Annotated in this window: 17 protein-coding genes; 10 read left to right on the plus strand and 7 right to left on the minus strand. The window is 67.1% G+C overall.

Annotated elements, in window-relative coordinates; translation table 11 throughout:
- Positions 1 to 258 precede the first annotated feature (258 nt).
- The 4 genes from ACU4E7_RS17530 to moeB are packed head-to-tail and all read left to right on the plus strand — an operon-like array spanning position 259 to position 2,649.
- A complete protein-coding gene (locus ACU4E7_RS17530) occupies positions 259 to 990 on the plus strand; it encodes a heme ABC transporter permease (RefSeq protein WP_447019643.1) in 732 nt (243 codons plus the stop codon).
- 7 nt (positions 991 to 997) lie between these two features.
- Complete coding sequence (gene ccmD / locus ACU4E7_RS17535; RefSeq protein ID WP_447019644.1) at positions 998 to 1,177, plus strand: heme exporter protein CcmD; 180 nt, start codon at positions 998 to 1,000, stop codon at positions 1,175 to 1,177.
- Positions 1,174 to 1,794, plus strand: coding sequence for a DsbE family thiol:disulfide interchange protein (locus ACU4E7_RS17540; protein WP_447019645.1), 621 nt, complete (start codon positions 1,174 to 1,176; stop codon positions 1,792 to 1,794). The genes ccmD and ACU4E7_RS17540 overlap by 4 nt, the downstream gene beginning before the upstream one ends.
- A gap of 48 nt (positions 1,795 to 1,842) precedes the next feature.
- Positions 1,843 to 2,649 carry a molybdopterin-synthase adenylyltransferase MoeB gene (gene moeB, locus ACU4E7_RS17545; protein ID WP_447019646.1) on the plus strand — a complete coding sequence of 269 codons (807 nt, stop codon included), beginning with the start codon at positions 1,843 to 1,845 and terminating at the stop codon, positions 2,647 to 2,649.
- Between the two features lie 93 nt (positions 2,650 to 2,742).
- Here moeB and ACU4E7_RS17550 read toward each other — a convergent pair whose 3' ends face one another.
- A complete protein-coding gene (locus ACU4E7_RS17550; RefSeq protein WP_238122699.1) occupies positions 2,743 to 3,744 on the minus strand; it encodes a 2-hydroxyacid dehydrogenase in 1,002 nt (333 codons plus the stop codon).
- A 153-nt stretch (positions 3,745 to 3,897) separates the two neighbouring features.
- Here ACU4E7_RS17550 and ACU4E7_RS17555 point away from each other — a divergent pair, with 153 nt between their 5' ends.
- The 5 genes from ACU4E7_RS17555 to kdsA all read left to right on the plus strand — a co-directional run bounded on the left by ACU4E7_RS17555 (position 3,898) and on the right by kdsA (position 8,935).
- The gene (locus tag ACU4E7_RS17555) at positions 3,898 to 4,443 is read left to right on the plus strand and encodes an SH3 domain-containing protein (protein WP_447019647.1); all 546 of its coding nucleotides are present in this window, start codon (positions 3,898 to 3,900) and stop codon (positions 4,441 to 4,443) included.
- 118 nt (positions 4,444 to 4,561) lie between these two features.
- A complete protein-coding gene (gene secG / locus ACU4E7_RS17560; protein ID WP_238122697.1) occupies positions 4,562 to 4,975 on the plus strand; it encodes a preprotein translocase subunit SecG in 414 nt (137 codons plus the stop codon).
- 152 nt (positions 4,976 to 5,127) lie between these two features.
- The gene (locus ACU4E7_RS17565; protein WP_238122696.1) at positions 5,128 to 6,756 is read left to right on the plus strand and encodes a CTP synthase; all 1,629 of its coding nucleotides are present in this window, start codon (positions 5,128 to 5,130) and stop codon (positions 6,754 to 6,756) included.
- 316 nt (positions 6,757 to 7,072) lie between these two features.
- A complete protein-coding gene (locus ACU4E7_RS17570) occupies positions 7,073 to 7,945 on the plus strand; it encodes a VOC family protein (protein ID WP_447019648.1) in 873 nt (290 codons plus the stop codon).
- An 87-nt stretch (positions 7,946 to 8,032) separates the two neighbouring features.
- Positions 8,033 to 8,935, plus strand: a complete 903-nt coding sequence (gene kdsA / locus ACU4E7_RS17575) for a 3-deoxy-8-phosphooctulonate synthase (protein ID WP_238122694.1) — start codon at positions 8,033 to 8,035, stop codon at positions 8,933 to 8,935.
- Between the two features lie 45 nt (positions 8,936 to 8,980).
- Here the strand turns inward: kdsA and ACU4E7_RS17580 are convergent, their stop codons facing one another.
- Both ACU4E7_RS17580 and queF read right to left on the minus strand, forming a co-directional pair.
- Positions 8,981 to 9,991 carry a hypothetical protein gene (locus ACU4E7_RS17580; protein ID WP_238122693.1) on the minus strand — a complete coding sequence of 337 codons (1,011 nt, stop codon included), beginning with the start codon at positions 9,989 to 9,991 and terminating at the stop codon, positions 8,981 to 8,983.
- Between the two features lie 29 nt (positions 9,992 to 10,020).
- A complete protein-coding gene (gene queF / locus ACU4E7_RS17585; RefSeq protein WP_238122692.1) occupies positions 10,021 to 10,473 on the minus strand; it encodes a preQ(1) synthase in 453 nt (150 codons plus the stop codon).
- A gap of 277 nt (positions 10,474 to 10,750) precedes the next feature.
- On the opposite strand from queF, the gene eno reads away from it, so the two are divergent.
- Complete coding sequence (gene eno, locus ACU4E7_RS17590) at positions 10,751 to 12,034, plus strand: phosphopyruvate hydratase (RefSeq protein WP_447019649.1); 1,284 nt, start codon at positions 10,751 to 10,753, stop codon at positions 12,032 to 12,034.
- 110 nt (positions 12,035 to 12,144) lie between these two features.
- Here the strand turns inward: eno and ACU4E7_RS17595 are convergent, their stop codons facing one another.
- The 4 genes from ACU4E7_RS17595 to ACU4E7_RS17610 form a co-directional block, all read right to left on the minus strand.
- On the minus strand, positions 12,145 to 12,819 hold the full coding sequence (locus tag ACU4E7_RS17595; RefSeq protein ID WP_238122690.1) for a MarC family protein: 675 nt from the start codon (positions 12,817 to 12,819) through the stop codon (positions 12,145 to 12,147).
- Between the two features lie 18 nt (positions 12,820 to 12,837).
- Positions 12,838 to 13,587, minus strand: coding sequence for an arginyltransferase (locus ACU4E7_RS17600; RefSeq protein ID WP_447019650.1), 750 nt, complete (start codon positions 13,585 to 13,587; stop codon positions 12,838 to 12,840).
- A 79-nt stretch (positions 13,588 to 13,666) separates the two neighbouring features.
- Complete coding sequence (locus ACU4E7_RS17605; RefSeq protein WP_447019651.1) at positions 13,667 to 14,230, minus strand: RDD family protein; 564 nt, start codon at positions 14,228 to 14,230, stop codon at positions 13,667 to 13,669.
- Positions 14,231 to 14,351: 121 nt separating this feature from the next.
- On the minus strand, positions 14,352 to 15,638 hold the full coding sequence (locus ACU4E7_RS17610; RefSeq protein WP_447019652.1) for a threonine ammonia-lyase: 1,287 nt from the start codon (positions 15,636 to 15,638) through the stop codon (positions 14,352 to 14,354).
- Between the last annotated feature and the right edge of the window lie 112 nt (positions 15,639 to 15,750).

A 15,750-nucleotide genomic window follows, 5' to 3' on the forward strand; every position in this document is an offset into this window, starting at 1 on the left:
CCCACCACGGAGTTCCTGCGCCCCTTCGCCGTGTCACCGACATCTGGCGGAGAGCCAATCCTCTGTCTTGCGCGCCGTCCGGGCGCCGCTCAGCAGGGCGCCGCGTTCGCGCGATTACGTTATATTCTTTTAAATATAGCGATGGTCAAGCCTCTCCATCGCCGGATGCCAGTGGGCCGGGCGCGGGCGAGGCCTGCGACGGTGAGGCCTGTGGCTGCCCGCTTCCCTCCGTCGCCGGGGCGCTCTAGAAGGCTTCTCATGCCGGTGCTCGACCTTGCCAACCCTGTTCGCTTCATGAAGCTCTCCGACCGCGTGCTGCCATGGCTCGCGGCGGCGGCGGTGGCGGTGCTGTGCGTGGGCTTCGTGCTCGCCTTCCGCGCCCCGGCGGACTACCAGCAGGGCGAGACGGTGCGCATCATGTACATCCATGTGCCGTTCGCCTGGCTCGGCATGTTCGGCTACACCATGATGGCGCTCTCTTCGATCGGCATTCTGGTCTGGCGCCACCCCCTGGCCGACGTGGCCCACAAGGCGGCGGCGCCCATCGGCGCCACGTTCACCGCGCTGTGTCTCATCACCGGCTCCCTGTGGGGCCGGCCCATGTGGGGCACCTATTGGGTCTGGGATGCGCGATTGACCTCCATGCTGGTGCTGCTGCTGCTCTACCTCGGGGTGATGGCTCTGCGCGCGGCGATCGAGGATCCGAACCGGGCCGGCCGGGCGGCGGCGGTTCTCACCCTGGTGGGCTTCGTCAATGTGCCCATCGTGAAGTTCTCGGTGGATTGGTGGAATACGCTCCACCAGCCGGCTTCGGTGTTCCGCATGGGCGGCTCGACCATCGACGGCAGCCTGTTGTGGCCGCTGATGACCTGCGCCGTCGGCTTCACCTTGGTGTTTTTGGCCCTGCACATGCTGGGCATGCGCACCGAGATCCTGCGGCGGAGGGTGCAGGCGCTGGAAGCGCGCGCCGCGGCCGAGGCCATGGCGTGAGCGGATCATGACCCATTTCATCTTCATCGCCGCATCCTACGGTGTGTCCCTGCTGGGCCTCGCGCTGCTGACCGGGTGGATGGTCGTCGCCTATAGGGGCCAGCGCCGGGCGCTGGCGGACCTGGAGGCGCGCGGCATCCGCCGGCGGGCCCGCATGGCGGGCACCGAGCCCGTGAGGTCCTCATGACATCCGCACCCGAGCATCCCCCCGCGCAAGACACCACGGTGGCAAGGCCCCGTCGGCGCCTGTGGGTCGTGGCGCTGCCCCTGGTGCTGTTCCTTGCTCTGGCGGCCCTGTTCCTTTCGCGGCTGGAGAGCGGCGGCGATCCCTCGCGCGTGCCGTCGGCCCTGGTGGGCCGCGCGGCGCCGCTCACGGTGCTGCCGGCGCTGGAAGGGCTGACGCGGGAGGGCGCTACGGTGCCGGGCCTCGATGTGGCAGCGTTGAAGGGCAAGCCGGCCCTGGTCAACGTCTGGGCCTCCTGGTGCGCCCCCTGTCGCGCGGAACATCCGCTGCTGATGGAACTGGCGAAGGACCCGCGCATTGCCGTGGTGGGCCTGAACTATAAGGACAAGCCCGACAACGCCCGCCGATTCCTCGGCCAATATGGCCTGCCTTACAGCGCCGTCGGGGTGGATCCGGCCGGGCGCCTCGCCATCGACTGGGGGGTCTATGGGGTTCCGGAAACCTTCGTGCTCGATCGCAACGGCGTCATCGTGCACAAGTTCGTTGGGCCGCTGACCTCTGAGAGCGTGCGCGGCACCCTGCTGCCCCTGCTCGACAAGCTGAGTGCGCCGGGCAGCTGATGTCGCGCCCCTGCGAGGTGAGCCCGAGGCAGGCCTGAGGTGAAGCCCATGGCTTTTTCCGCTGAAGAGATCGAACGTTATGCCCGCCATATCGTCCTGCGCGATGTCGGCGGGCCCGGCCAGCAGAAGCTGAAGGCCGGCCGGGTGCTGGTGGTGGGGGCCGGCGGACTCGGCGCCCCGGCGCTGCTGTATCTCGCCGCCGCCGGTGTCGGACGCCTCGACATCGTCGACGATGACACCGTGTCCCTGTCGAATCTCCAGCGTCAGGTGATTCACCGTACGGCCGATATCGGCCGGGCCAAGACCGACAGCGCGCGCGATGCGCTCCACGCGCTCAACCCCCATGTGGAACTGGTTACCCACGGGCAGCGGCTTGATGCCGACAACGCCATGGCCCTGATCGCTGCCGCCGACGTGGTGGTGGACGGCTCTGACAATTTCGCCACCCGCTATCTCGTCTCCGATGCCTGCGCGCTGGCCGCGACGCCCCTGGTGACGGCGGCCCTTGGCACCTTCGATGCGACCGTGACCACGCTGCGCCCCCATGAGCGCGGACCCGACGGGGTGCCCAATCCCACCTACCGCTGCCTGTTTCCCGAGCCGCCTCCGCCAGGCACCGTGGCGCCCTGCGCCGAGGCCGGGGTTCTCGGCGCCCTCGCCGGCATGGCCGGTTCCATCGCGGCGTTGGAGGCTATCCGTGTCCTGGTGGGCTTCGGCGAGGGGCTGGTGGGGCGCCTTCTGATGATCGACGCGCTCTCCATGCGGTTTGAAACCCTGAGCTATGGCTGGGATCCGGAAAATCCGCTCACCGGCCACCATCCCACCATTACCGACCTGAGCGCCCACGCGCGCTGAGGCCTGTTCGGCCCGATTGCGCCACCGGCAAAGAAAAACCGCGCCATCCGGGGATGGCGCGGCGTCAGATGGGGTGTGCGGTGAACCCGAGGGTCACAGCATGGCGGGCAGCACGCGATCCGGCGGGCGGTGGCCGTCCATGAAGGTCTTGATGTTGACGATGACCTTCTCGCCCATGTCGATGCGGCCCTCGAGGGTGGCGGAACCCAGGTGCGGCAGCAGCACCACCTTGCCCTGGCGGGCGAGGCGCACCAGCTTGGGATTGACCGCCGGCTCCTGCTCGAACACGTCGAGGCCGGCACCGGCAATCTCGCCGGCTTCCAGCAGACGGGTGAGGGCGTTCTCGTCGATCACTTCGCCGCGGGCGGTGTTCACCACGTAAGCGTCGTTCTTGAGCAGCTTGAGCCGCCGGGCGGAGAGCAGGTGGAAGGTGGCCGGCGTGTGCGGGCAGTTCACCGAGATGATGTCCATGCGGGCCAGCATCTGGTCGAGGCTGTCCCAATAGGTGGCATCCAGCATCTCTTCCACACCGGTGGGGAGGCGATGGCGGTTGTGGTAGTGGATCTGCAGGCCGAACGCCTTGGCGCGCCGCGCCACCGCCTGGCCGATGCGGCCCATGCCGATGATGCCGAGGCGCTTGCCCCAGATCCGCCGGCCCAGCATCCAGGTGGGGGACCAGCCGGGCCACTCGTCCTTCTCGGAGATCATCACCTGCGCGCCCTCGGCGAGCCGCCGCGGCACGGCGAGGATGAGCGCCATGGTCATGTCGGCGGTGTCCTCGGTGAGGACGCCGGGCGTGTTGGTGACGGTGATGCCGCGATTGAGGGCGCTCGCCACGTCGATGTGATCGACGCCGTTGGAGAAGGAGGCGATCAGCCGCAGGTTCTCACCGGCCTGGGAGAGGACGGCGGAATCGATACGATCGGTCACCGTCGGCACCAGCACATCCGCCGTCTTCACCGCTTCGACCAGCGCGGCCTGATCCATGGGCGTATCGTCCACGTTCAGGTGGGCGTCGAAGAGCTCACGCATGCGTGTCTCGACGGATTCGGGCAACTTGCGCGTGACGACGACCAGCGGTTTGCGGCGCACCATGGGCACTTCCCATTCCCCATTTCTTAACACTTCTCGTTCCGTCTATCAGACAGGCGGGGAAACACAAGGCATCCGGCGCCGCACGCCCTTGACGGGGTGGCTGTGCCGGCGCACTCCCTGCTGCCCGAAACCGTGGTGCGAAAGGATCTCCTGATGCTGTCGATGGCGCGAGCCCTTCCCCTCACCGGCCTCATGCGGAGCCTGCCGGCATTGGCGGTGGCGCTGGGTGTGACGCTGGCGGCAGGAGCGACCCGCGCCGCCGAGGACGGAACCTCGGGCCTGCCGGTGCCGCGCTTTGTCTCGCTCAAGGCGGACAAGGTGAATGTGCGCAACGGGCCGAGCCGCGATCAGGATGTGTCGTGGGTGTTTTCCCGTTCAGGTCTGCCGGTGGAGGTGACCGCGGAGTTCGAGACCTGGCGGCGGATTCGCGATGCGGACGGCGCCGAGGGCTGGGTCTATCACTCCATGCTGTCGCTGCGGCGGACCGCGCTGGTGGCCCCGTGGCTGAAGGGCAAGACCGTGCCGCTCCGCGCCGAGGCGAATCCCGAGGCCCGGCTGGTGGCCAATCTGGAGCCGGGGGTCCTGGGCACGGTGAAGTCTTGCGACGGCAAGTTCTGCCGGCTGGTGGGCGACGGCTTCGACGGCTATGTGCTGCAATCCCAGCTGTTCGGCGTCTATCCCAACGAGAAGATCGACTGAGGGTGACCCACCCGCACACGCGTGACCGGCAGGCCTTCCCTCCCGCCGTTTGATCGTGTAGATGACCCCCGACTGACGCGCCGGGCTGAGCGGCTGTGGCGCGAACAAGATGGATTCCATGCAAACGGTTCTGATCGTCATTCACCTCTTGGTGGTGCTCGCGCTTATTGGCGTGGTGCTGATCCAGCGCTCCGAAGGCGGCGGTCTCGGCATCGGCGGTGGCGGTGGCGGCGCTGGTGGCGGCTTCTTCACGGCCCGCGGCACGGCCAATGTGCTCACCCGCGTCACGGCGATTCTCGCGGTGCTGTTCTTCATCACCTCGCTGTCGCTGACCATCGTTGCGGGCTGGGGCCGCGCCCCGCGCTCGATCCTGGCGCCGCAGGGCCAGTCGCAGGGCGCCCCCGGCGTTCCTCAAAGCGGCGGCACGATTCTCGATCAGATCCGGCCCCAGGGCGCGCCTGCTCAGGGTGCGCCGGGCGAGGCCGCGCCCGCGGCTGCTCCGTCGGGGCCGCAGGTTCCGCAGTCCCAGTGATGCAGTCCAAGTAACGCATTCCGTTCAGCGGTCGTCATTCGATTGTCGCGGCGGATGAGCCGCAGCGACATGTCATCCCCCAAGGCGAAGGTGAGGCCGATGTCGGCTTCGCCCTCGCCGAATCGCGTTTGCACGAGGTAAGGTCAAGGCCCATGGCGCGCTATATCTTCATCACCGGCGGCGTCGTGTCCTCCCTGGGCAAGGGTCTCGCCTCCGCCGCTCTCGGCGCGCTGCTTCAGGCGCGCGGCTACACGGTTCGTCTGCGCAAGCTCGATCCGTATCTGAACGTCGATCCGGGCACCATGAGCCCGTATCAGCACGGCGAAGTGTTCGTCACCGACGATGGCGCCGAGACGGATCTGGATCTCGGCCATTACGAGCGGTTCACCGGGCACCCGGCCACCAAGCAGGACAACATCACCACCGGCCGCATCTACCAGGACATCCTGGCCAAGGAGCGCCGCGGCGACTATCTGGGCGCCACCATCCAGGTGATTCCGCATGTCACCAACGCGATCAAGGACTTCGTGCTGGAAGGCAACGAGGGCTTCGATTTCGTGCTGGTGGAGATCGGCGGCACGGTAGGCGACATCGAGGGCCTGCCCTTCTTCGAGGCGACCCGCCAGCTGAAGAACGAGCTGCCGCGTGGCCACGCCATCTTCATCCACCTGACCCTGCTGCCCTTCATCCCCTCGGCTGGCGAGGTGAAGACCAAGCCCACGCAGCATTCGGTGAAGGAGCTGCGCTCCATCGGCATCCAGCCCGACATTCTCCTGTGCCGCACGGACCGCGAGATCCCGCGCGAGGAGCGCCGCAAGCTGTCGCTGTTCTGCAATGTGCGGGAGAGCGCGGTGATCGAGGCGCGCGATGTGGACAACATCTACGCCGTGCCCTCCGCCTATCATGCGGAAGGCCTCGACAAGGAAGTGCTGGCCGCCTTCAACATCGAGCCGGCCCCGGCGCCGAATCTCAAGCGCTGGACCGATATCGAGAAGCGCGTGCGCAATCCCGAGGGCGAGGTCACCATCGCCATCGTGGGCAAGTACACGGGACTGAAGGACGCCTACAAGTCGCTGATCGAGGCCTTGGCCCACGGCGGCATCGCCAACCAGGTGAAGGTCAATCTCGACTGGATCGAGAGCGAGACCTTCGAGCGGGAAGACCCGGCCCCGTTCCTGGAGCACGTGCATGGCATTCTGGTGCCGGGCGGTTTCGGCCAGCGCGGCGCCGAGGGCAAGATTCGCGCGGCCCGCTTCGCCCGCGAACGGCAGGTGCCCTATCTCGGCATCTGCTTCGGCATGCAGATGGCGGTGATCGAGGCGGCGCGGAACCTCGCCGGCATCGAGAATGCCAATTCGACCGAGTTCGGCCCCACCTCCGAGCCGGTGGTGGGCCTGCTCACCGAATGGCTGCAGGGCAATGAACTGCAGCGCCGCAACGCCGCCGGCGATCTCGGCGGCACCATGCGGCTGGGCGCCTTCCCGGCACACCTGGAAGCCGGCAGCAAGGTCGAAGGCATTTATGGCAAGCGCGACATCTTCGAGCGGCATCGTCATCGCTATGAGGTGAACACCGCCTATCGCGAGCGGCTGGAACAGCAGGGCCTCATCTTCTCCGGCATGTCTCCCGATGGACTGCTGCCGGAGATCGTGGAGCACCGGAATCACCCCTGGTTCGTGGGTGTGCAGTTCCATCCTGAGTTGAAGTCGCGGCCCTTTGATCCGCATCCATTGTTCGCGTCCTTCGTCGGGGCGGCCATGGAGCAGAGCCGACTGGTGTGAGGCCCAAAGGGCCTCTAACATTCTGAAAATGTTGCCATGAGCGAGGCGGCGGTAGCATATTCCGACCCTCGCTCATGGCTTTTTTGTGCCGCTGCCGCGGCGGAAGCGTCACATTTCCTTTTCACAAATCCGGCCTTGTGCCGTTAAGGTCGGGCGCGCCTGCCCGGGACTGCCGGCTGGCCCATGTTTGACGTGCGGGCGACAGCTCCCCGCAAGAATAGTGGAGCATATGCTCCAACCCATTGGCTTTATGCTGTTTTGTCCGCGCTTGCAGGGTTGCCCGTGGCCGGACGTCCTCCAGAAAAAAGGAGATGCCATGCGACGCGGCCTCGACCACGTGGTCCATCTGGTCCGGGACATCGACGCGGCAGGTGAGATCTATGACCTGCTCGGCTTCACCGTCGGATCGCGGAATGTCCATCCCTGGGGCACCGAGAACCGGATCGTCCAGACGCCTGGCTTTTATATCGAACTCCTGCAGATTTCAGATGCTGCGAAGATCCCGCCTGCGGCGGAGGGGCAGTTCTCATTCGGCGGGTTCAACGCCAATTTTTTGGCCACCGCCGGCGAGGGCCTGTCTATGCTGGCCGTGGAGGGCAGTGACGCCACCACCGAAAAGACGGTGTTCGATGATGCTGGATACGGCGGCTTCGATGTGCTGAGCTTTTCCCGCAAGGCGCGCCGGCCGGATGGGCAGGAAGTGGACGTCGGCTTTTCCCTGGCGTTCCTTCAGGATCCGGCTTCGCCGGACTTCGCCGCCTTCGCCTGCTCCCAGCACCAGCCTGAGAACTTCTGGTCCAACGATCTTCAGCGTCATTCCAACATGGTGCACGCGGTGGCCGGCGTCGTGCTCGTCGCCGACACGCCGGTGGATCACGTGCGCGCTCTGAACACTCTGGTGGATGTGCCCGTGCTGCGTGCGCGGGACGACTGGTATGTGGCGCAGACCCCGCGCGGCGAGATCGACATCATGAGCCGGGCCCTGTTTACCGAGCGCTATGCCGTGCCGGCGCCCGGCGGCGAAGGCCTGCGGATTGCCGCGGTGCGGTTCAAGACCGATGGTGCCGCCGAGCTGCGGCGCGCCCTGGCGGCGCGCCGCATGGTGGAGGAACGGATCGCGGGCATCGTGGTTGTTCCTCCGCGGGCGGCGGTCGGCGCGGTTCTTGTGTTCGAGCGCGAGGAAGCCTAACGGAAGGGCGCCGGCACACCTCGCCGCCCGCCCGACCGGCGCGGTGGCGGGGCCGCTGCCCCGGCGCCCCGCCGCGAGGAGATGCCCATGAATGCCCCCGTTCCGACCTCTGGCGCGCCGCTGGGCGCTCCTCTTGGTGCTCCTCTTGGCGCACAGGCCACGGTGGCTGTCGGTGGCGTGGAGATCGGCAACGACCGGCCCCTGGCGTTGATCGCCGGGCCCTGCCAGATGGAGAGTCGCGACCACGCCCTGGAGGTGGCCTCCGCGCTCAGGGAGATCACCCAGCGGCTGGGCATTGGCCTGATCTTCAAGACCTCCTTCGACAAGGCCAACCGCACCTCTCTGTCGGCGGCGCGGGGGCTTGGGTTGGAGGCGGCGCTGCCGGTGTTTGCGGAGATCAAGTCCAAGCTCGGCCTGCCGGTGCTCACGGATGTGCATGAGAACGACCAGTGCGCCATCGCCGCCGAGGTGGTGGACGTGCTGCAGATTCCCGCCTTCCTGTGCCGCCAGACCGACCTGCTGCTGGCGGCTGCCGGCACTGGCCGGGTGGTGAATGTGAAGAAGGGGCAGTTCCTGGCGCCCTGGGACATGGCCAATGTGGTGAAGAAGCTGGTGGGTGCCGGCAACAGCCAGGTGCTCGTCACCGAGCGCGGCGTGTCCTTCGGCTACAACACCCTGGTGTCGGACATGCGGGGCCTGCCCATCATGGCCAAGACCACCGGGGCCCCGGTGGTGTTCGACGCCACCCATTCGGTGCAGCAGCCCGGCGGGCAGGGGACTTCGTCCGGTGGCCAGCGGGAGTTCGTGCCGGTGCTGGCGCGGGCCGCCATTGCGGTGGGCGTGGCCGCGGTGTTCATCGAGACCCATCCGGATCCCGACAAGGCCCCCTCCGACGGCCCCAACATGGTGCCCCTCAGCCAGCTGGAGGAACTTTTAGCCACCCTGCAGGCGTTCGATCGGCTGGCCAAGGCCCATCCCGTCTCCATCTGAGCCGGGGCCGGTGCGGCGCAAGGCGCCCGTCAGCGGGCCGCCGCGTCAGTTCGGTGCCATGAGCTGATGGCGGTTCCGGTCGTAGCGCCACATGGCGCCCGGCCGCACCTGAAACCCGCCGATCGCCCGTTCGATGGTGTTTTCGCAGGCGTGGTCGAACTGCTGCCGCAGGGCCGCCTCGCCGGCCCGGGTGAGGTAGATTTCCGCCGCCGCATAGGCGCGGTAGGAATGCTCGGCGGCGCTGTCATCGCCTGGGGCGAAGGCCAATCCCGCGCAATCCTCTGTGCGGAAGGGCAGGCCGGCGATCAGCGGCTCGTGTGCGAATGCCAGGCCATCGAGCCGCAGAAAGAATGGCAGGTCGGCCAGGAACTGCGCCTCGTCCATGGAGTGCACGGCGGCAAACACCTGCGCCACCTTGCGCGGGCCGTCCTGCAATTGCTCCAGAATGCGCTGCTCGGTGAGGGACAGGCCGCTGTGCGGCGCCGGCAGTTCCGACAGCAGCCGGCGCAGGGCCGGAACCAGATAGGGTAGGGCCGGCTGGCGGGTGGAGACGAACGCGGCGAGTGCCGTTGGAGTCGGCGCGGTAAAGGCGGCCCACGCCTCCAGCGCTGTTTCCAGCTGAGCGCTCGACACCGGGGCGCGATGCCGCTCCTGGGCCCGCACCTCATCGGGCCCCATCACCCCGATGTAATGGTCGCACTGCACCAGATGCAGACCCATGCGCTCCGGCTCGTGGGAAAAATAGTGCAGCAGCTGGATGAGCTGAAGCTGATCATACAGGTCATGCTCGAACCACAGCTCCACCTCGCCATAGGCGGAATGGACGTCCAGCTGTGCGTCCCGGTGGGCGAAATCCGCGCGCACGGCGTCCAGCGGCAGGCCCAGCGCCTGCGAGAGGAAGCTCGCCCGGGCGTCGGAGACATCATCCAAAAGATCGCCGGCCGGCACCGGGCCGTCGTGCAGCATGTCCTGCCAGGGCAGCAGATGACCGGAGATCTGCGCGGCCCGCATGCGGTCTACCGCGCCGTCACCGTTGGTGACGATCAGCTTTGGCATCGATGCATCCTCTCCTTGCCCGGTTCCGCTCAGCCGCGGCCGCGATAGGGCGCAACCCCCGTGTCAGGTAACCACGCTGCGGCCGGCAAGGTTCCCGTCTGCCAGAAGACATCGATGGGAATTCCGCCGCGCGGATACCAATAGCCGGCGATGCGCAGGTATCGCGGGGCCAGCAGCCCGGCCAGCCGCTTGCCGATGGCGACGGTGCAATCCTCGTGGAACGCCCCATGGTTGCGGAACGAGGCGAGGTAGAGCTTCAGCGACTTGGATTCCACAAGATACTGATCGGGCACGTAATCGATCACCAGATGGGCAAAATCCGGCTGTCCGGTCACCGGGCACAGGGAGGTGAATTCGGGGCAGGTGAAGCGCGCGACATAATCGGTGTCGGCATGGGGGTTGGGCACGCGGTCGAGCTGTGCGGTCTCCGGCGAGGCGGGAAGCTCGGTCTGGGCGCCGAGCTGCAGCGGGCGTTCCGTCATTCGGTTTGTCCCTTGGGTTGGCGGCGCGGGGCATAGCCGCCTCTCGGCCGACGTTCAACCATAATGCAGGCCCGGATGCGGCGCCCCCTTCGCAGGAAGGCCCGATCGCGCTAGAAGCTGCGCGCTCACCACCGCGTCTGACCAAGGGGCAGCGCGGGCCGAAAGGCGGGTCGCAGCGACCTTGGCTGAGCAACAGCTGCGACGGGTTCTGCCGAGGAAAGCGGATCGGCCGCTTTTCCGCATCCGGCGCAGGGACGAGATGAGGGAAGGACCGTTCATGACCGCCATCGTCGATATCATTGGCCGGGAAATTCTGGACAGCCGCGGCAATCCGACGGTCGAAGTGGACGTCGTGCTCGAAGACGGCTCCATCGGGCGGGCGGCGGTGCCGTCGGGCGCCTCCACCGGCGCCCATGAGGCGGTGGAGCTGCGCGATGGGGACAAGGATCGCTATCTCGGCAAGGGCGTGCTGGCCGCGGTCGATGCCGTCAATGGCGAGATCTATGACGCCCTGGGCGGGCTGGAGGCGGAGGATCAGGCGCATCTCGATGCCACCCTGCTCGCCCTCGACGGCACGCCGAACAAGGCGCGGCTGGGCGCCAACGCCATCCTCGGTGTCTCCCTGGCGGTCGCCAAAGCCAGCGCGATTGCCAACAACCTGCCGCTCTACCGTTATGTGGGCGGCGTGAACGCGCGCACCCTGCCGGTGCCGATGATGAACATCGTCAACGGCGGCGCCCACGCCGACAACCCGATCGACTTCCAGGAATTCATGATTCTGCCCGCCGGCGCGGAGAGCTTCTCCGAGGGCCTGCGCTGGGGCGCGGAGATCTTCCACACCCTGAAGAAGGGCCTGAAGGACGCTGGCCACAACACCAACGTGGGCGACGAGGGCGGCTTTGCCCCTAACCTGGCGTCCGCCGAGGCCGCGCTCGATTTCGTGCTCAAGGCCATTGAGACCGCTGGCTTCAAGCCCGGCGAGGATGTCTATCTCGGCCTCGACTGCGCCTCCACCGAATTCTTCAAGGATGGTGCCTACCATTATGAGGGCGAGGGCAAGGTCCGCGACGTGGAAGCCCAGGTGAAATATCTGGCCGATCTGGTGGCGGCCTATCCCATCGTCAGCATCGAGGACGGCATGGCCGAGGACGATTGGGCTGGCTGGAAGCTGCTCACCGACACCATCGGCACCAAGTGCCAGCTGGTGGGTGACGATCTGTTCGTTACCAACGTGGAGCGCCTGTCGCGGGGCATCAAGTCCGGCGTCGGCAATGCCATCCTGGTGAAGGTGAACCAGATCGGCTCGCTGACGGAGACGCTGGACGCCGTGGAGATGGCGCACAAGGCCGCTTATCGCGCCGTCATGTCCCACCGCTCCGGCGAGACCGAGGATTCCACCATCGCGGACCTGGCCGTGGCCACCAATTGCGGGCAGATCAAGACCGGCTCCCTCGCCCGCGCGGATCGCACCTCCAAGTATAACCAGCTGCTGCGCATCGAGCAGGAGCTGGGCGATACCGCGCGGTATGCCGGCAAGGCGGCCCTGAAGGCGCTGGCCTGAAACTCCGCCGGTGCGCCTGGGGTCCTGCGGCAGGGGTGCGCCGGCCGATCGCTGAAAAGATAAGGGGGCCTTGTGGCCCCCTTTTTCATGTGAGCTGGAAGGCCGAGGGCTCAGGCCGGCACGGCGCGGATGTCGTTGATCAGCTCGTGTACGCCGATCCAGACGATCTGCAGGCCGATGGCGAGCAGAATGAAGGCGAACAGCCGGATCAGTACGCTCGTTCCCGTGCGCCCCAGAACCCGTTCGATGGCGGGCGCCTCGCGGAAGCAGAAGTAGACGGTGAGCGAGATGGCGAACAACCCCGCCAGGGCGCCGAGGATCTCGCTCATCATGTTGGTGAGGTCGTGGGTCGCTACGGCGGCGGGTCCGGCCGAAAGGGCGATGGCGGTGGCAATGGCGCCCGGCCCCACGGTCAACGGAAGCGTGAGCGGATAGAAGGCCTGGTCGAGCGCCTCACTGTCATCCAGGGAATCCGTGGCGGTTTTGTCCGCGGGCTTGTCGTCCGAATGCAGCATATGCCAGCCGACGGAGGCGACCACCAGGCCGCCCGCCACCCTCAGCACGGGCAGTGTGACGCCAAAGAAGAGCAGAACCTTCGCGCCGACGACCATGGTCGCCACCAGCAGCAGGAAGCCGAATATGGCCACCTTGCGTGCCACCAGCTCGCGCGTGCGTGGGGAGCAGCGCTGAACCAGCGTGACAAAGATCGGAGCACTGCCGAGTGGATTGACGACGGGAAAGAGCGCGGCATAGACCGCGACGAATACGTGGAAGAATGAACTCATCCGGGCCCTCTTCTGCGCCTATTTGTCCACTCGCTCCCAGCCATGGGGCAGGAGGCGTTCCTGCGGAACGAACCGGCGCTTGTAGTCCATCTTGCCCGAGCCCTGAACCCAATATCCGAGATAGACATAAGGCAGCCCCAGATCCCGCGCGCGGGCCACGTGGTCCAGGATCAGGAAGGTGCCCAGGGAGCGCTGCGGCACGAACGGGTTGTAGAAGGAATAGACCATGGACAGCCCGTCGGAGAGGATGTCCGTGAGCGCCACGGCGATCAGGTCGCCGGTGCCGCGTCCGAGGCTCCGCGAATCCGCCCCGCGCTTGCGATATTCGATGAGGCGGGTTTCCACATGGGTGTCCTCGACCATCATGGCGTAGTCGAGCACGCTCATGTCGGCCATGCCGCCATCCCCGTGGCGGGCGCCCACATAAGCGTGGAACAGGCCATACTGCTCCGAGGTGGGGCTGGAGGGGCGCGGGGTCCCGATCAGATCGTTATTGGCGGCGAGGACCCGCCGGAAGCTGCGGCTCTCGCGGAAGTCGTCGACGCAGATTCGCACCGAGATGCACGCCCGGCAGCCTTCGCAGGCGGGGCGATAGGCGATGGACTGGCTGCGCCGGAATCCGCCCTGGGTGAGAATGTCATTGAGGCTCGCGGCCCGCTCGCCCACCAGGTGCGTGAACACCTTCCGCTCCTCCCGGTCGGGGAGGTAAGGGCAGGGGGCGGGCGCCGTCAGATAGAACTGCGGCGTATCGCGGGGGTGTTCGCTCACAGGCCTCGTTCCTCAGGAACGGACAGGATCGCCGCCCCCGAGCCATCCGTCAAAGGTGAACTGAGCCGTCTTGGTGATTTCATACCTTACGCCGCCGCAGCGCGGCGCGCTGAGGGCTGTTCACCACCACCGTTCCCGCCAGAAAGTCGTGCAGCAGCCGGCGCCGGTCATTGAACAGGGGGACCAGCAGCACCAGTGGTGTCAGGGCGCTCACCGACACCCAGAACAGCACCGCGTGCACGGCGCCGAGCAAGGAATAGCAAGGCGCGCCATACCAAGTGCGCATTTCGATATCCACCAGCCGCATGCCCAGCGTCGCCGAGGCGGGCGAGCCGAGGGTGAGCGCGTTATAGGCGATGGCCCAGATGACGAAGGCCGGGCCCAGCAGCGGAAACAGCATCCACCCCAAGCTGAGCGTGACCACGCCAAAGACGAAGATGAAAACCGCGAGACCGACGATGGGTCCGAGAATCATCACCACATCCACGCAGAAGGCGACGAGACGGCGCGACAGCACGCCCTCGAAATACTCCGGCTGGGTGACCGGATCATAAGCATGGGGCCGCGCCCCGCCGGCAAAACCGTAGCGGGGATCGCGGTCGGTGCCGCTGGTCTGGTCGCTGGTGTGGCTCACTGTCGCCATGCTCCCTGGTGGCGCGACGCATCGGCATCGCTCCACGTCACGTGGGGACGTTCCGCCGCGGGTGCAAGGGAGGATGAGTGCGAGGAAGGATGGGTGTAAGGGCGCGTGGAAACGGGATGTCCTACCAATCGGCCCCGCCGGCTCCCAGGCGCTGCACCGGCAGGCCCTCCGCCTCCAGGGCCTGGCGGATCTGCTCGGCATGGGCCTGGTCGCGGGTCTCTACCGTGAGGTCGAGCCGGGTGCCTTTTGCCGGAACATCGAGGAAGGTGCGGCGATGGTGCACCTCCAGGATGTTGGCGCCGAGCTTGCCGAGCAGGGTGGAGATCACCCCCAGCATGCCCGGGCGGTCGAGGATGGTGAGACGGAAGGAGACGATGCGGCTTTCCCGCTCCAGCTCGCGCAGGAGGATGCCGGCCACCATGCGCGGATCAATGTTGCCGCCGCACAGCACCAGTCCCACGGTCTTGCCGCGGAAGCGCTCGGGCTCGGTGAGCAGCGCCGCCAACCCGGCCGCGCCGGCGCCTTCCGCCAGGGTCTTCTGGTGCATCAGGAAGGCATTCACCGCCCGCTCCAGCGTGGCCTCTTCCACCAGCACGATGGATGGCACCAGCCGGCGGATGATCGTGCTGGTGAGCCGGCCCACATTTCGCACGGCGATACCCTCGGCGAGGGTGGGGCCGCCGCAGGGCCGCTCCTCGCCCGTGAGGGCCGACCACATGGCGGGATAGAGCTGCGTTTCGACGCCGATGATCTCGGTCTGCGGCGCGCGGCCGGCAAACGCCAGCGCCATGCCTGACATGAGGCCGCCGCCGCCGATGGGCACCACCACCGCGTCGAAGTCCGGCCCGTCCTCCATCATCTCCAAGGCAATGGAGCCCTGGCCGGCGATCACGTCGGGGTCGTCATAGGGGTGCACGAACACGCGCTGTTCCGCCGCGGCAATGCGCTCCGCCTCGGTCTGCGCATCCGCGACGGTTTCGCCATACAGCACCACCTTGGCGCCGAAGGCGGCGGTAGCGGCCACTTTCACCTGTGGCGTCGTCTCGGGCATGACGATGGTGGTGGCAATGCCCAGCCGGGCGCCGTGATAGGCCACCGCCTGCGCGTGGTTGCCGGCCGACATGGCGACGACCCCGCGCGCCCGCTCTTCCGGCGAGAGGCGCGTCAACTTCACCAGGGCACCGCGCTCCTTGAACGAGGCGGTGACCTGGAAATTCTCATACTTCACCCAGACGTCAGCGCCGGTCAGTGCCGACAGCCGCGGCGCCCGCAGGGTGGGCGTATGCAGCACCGCGCCGGCGAGCAGCACGCGGGCGGCCTCCACATCGGCCAGGGTGACGGGCAGCGGCCCCGTCTCGTGAGCCGACAGCGCCGGAAGGGGGCCGGTCGGGTGGGCAGGGGCGGACATGGACGTTCCTCATCAGGCGAGCCCGGCGCGTTGATCGCGCCGAAGCGAAGGGCCATGGAACCGTGTTGACGCCGTTCTGGAAAGGACCAGACGCCGCTGAGGTCTGCCGGCC

This window comes from Xanthobacter sp. ZOL 2024, from assembly GCF_052932325.1.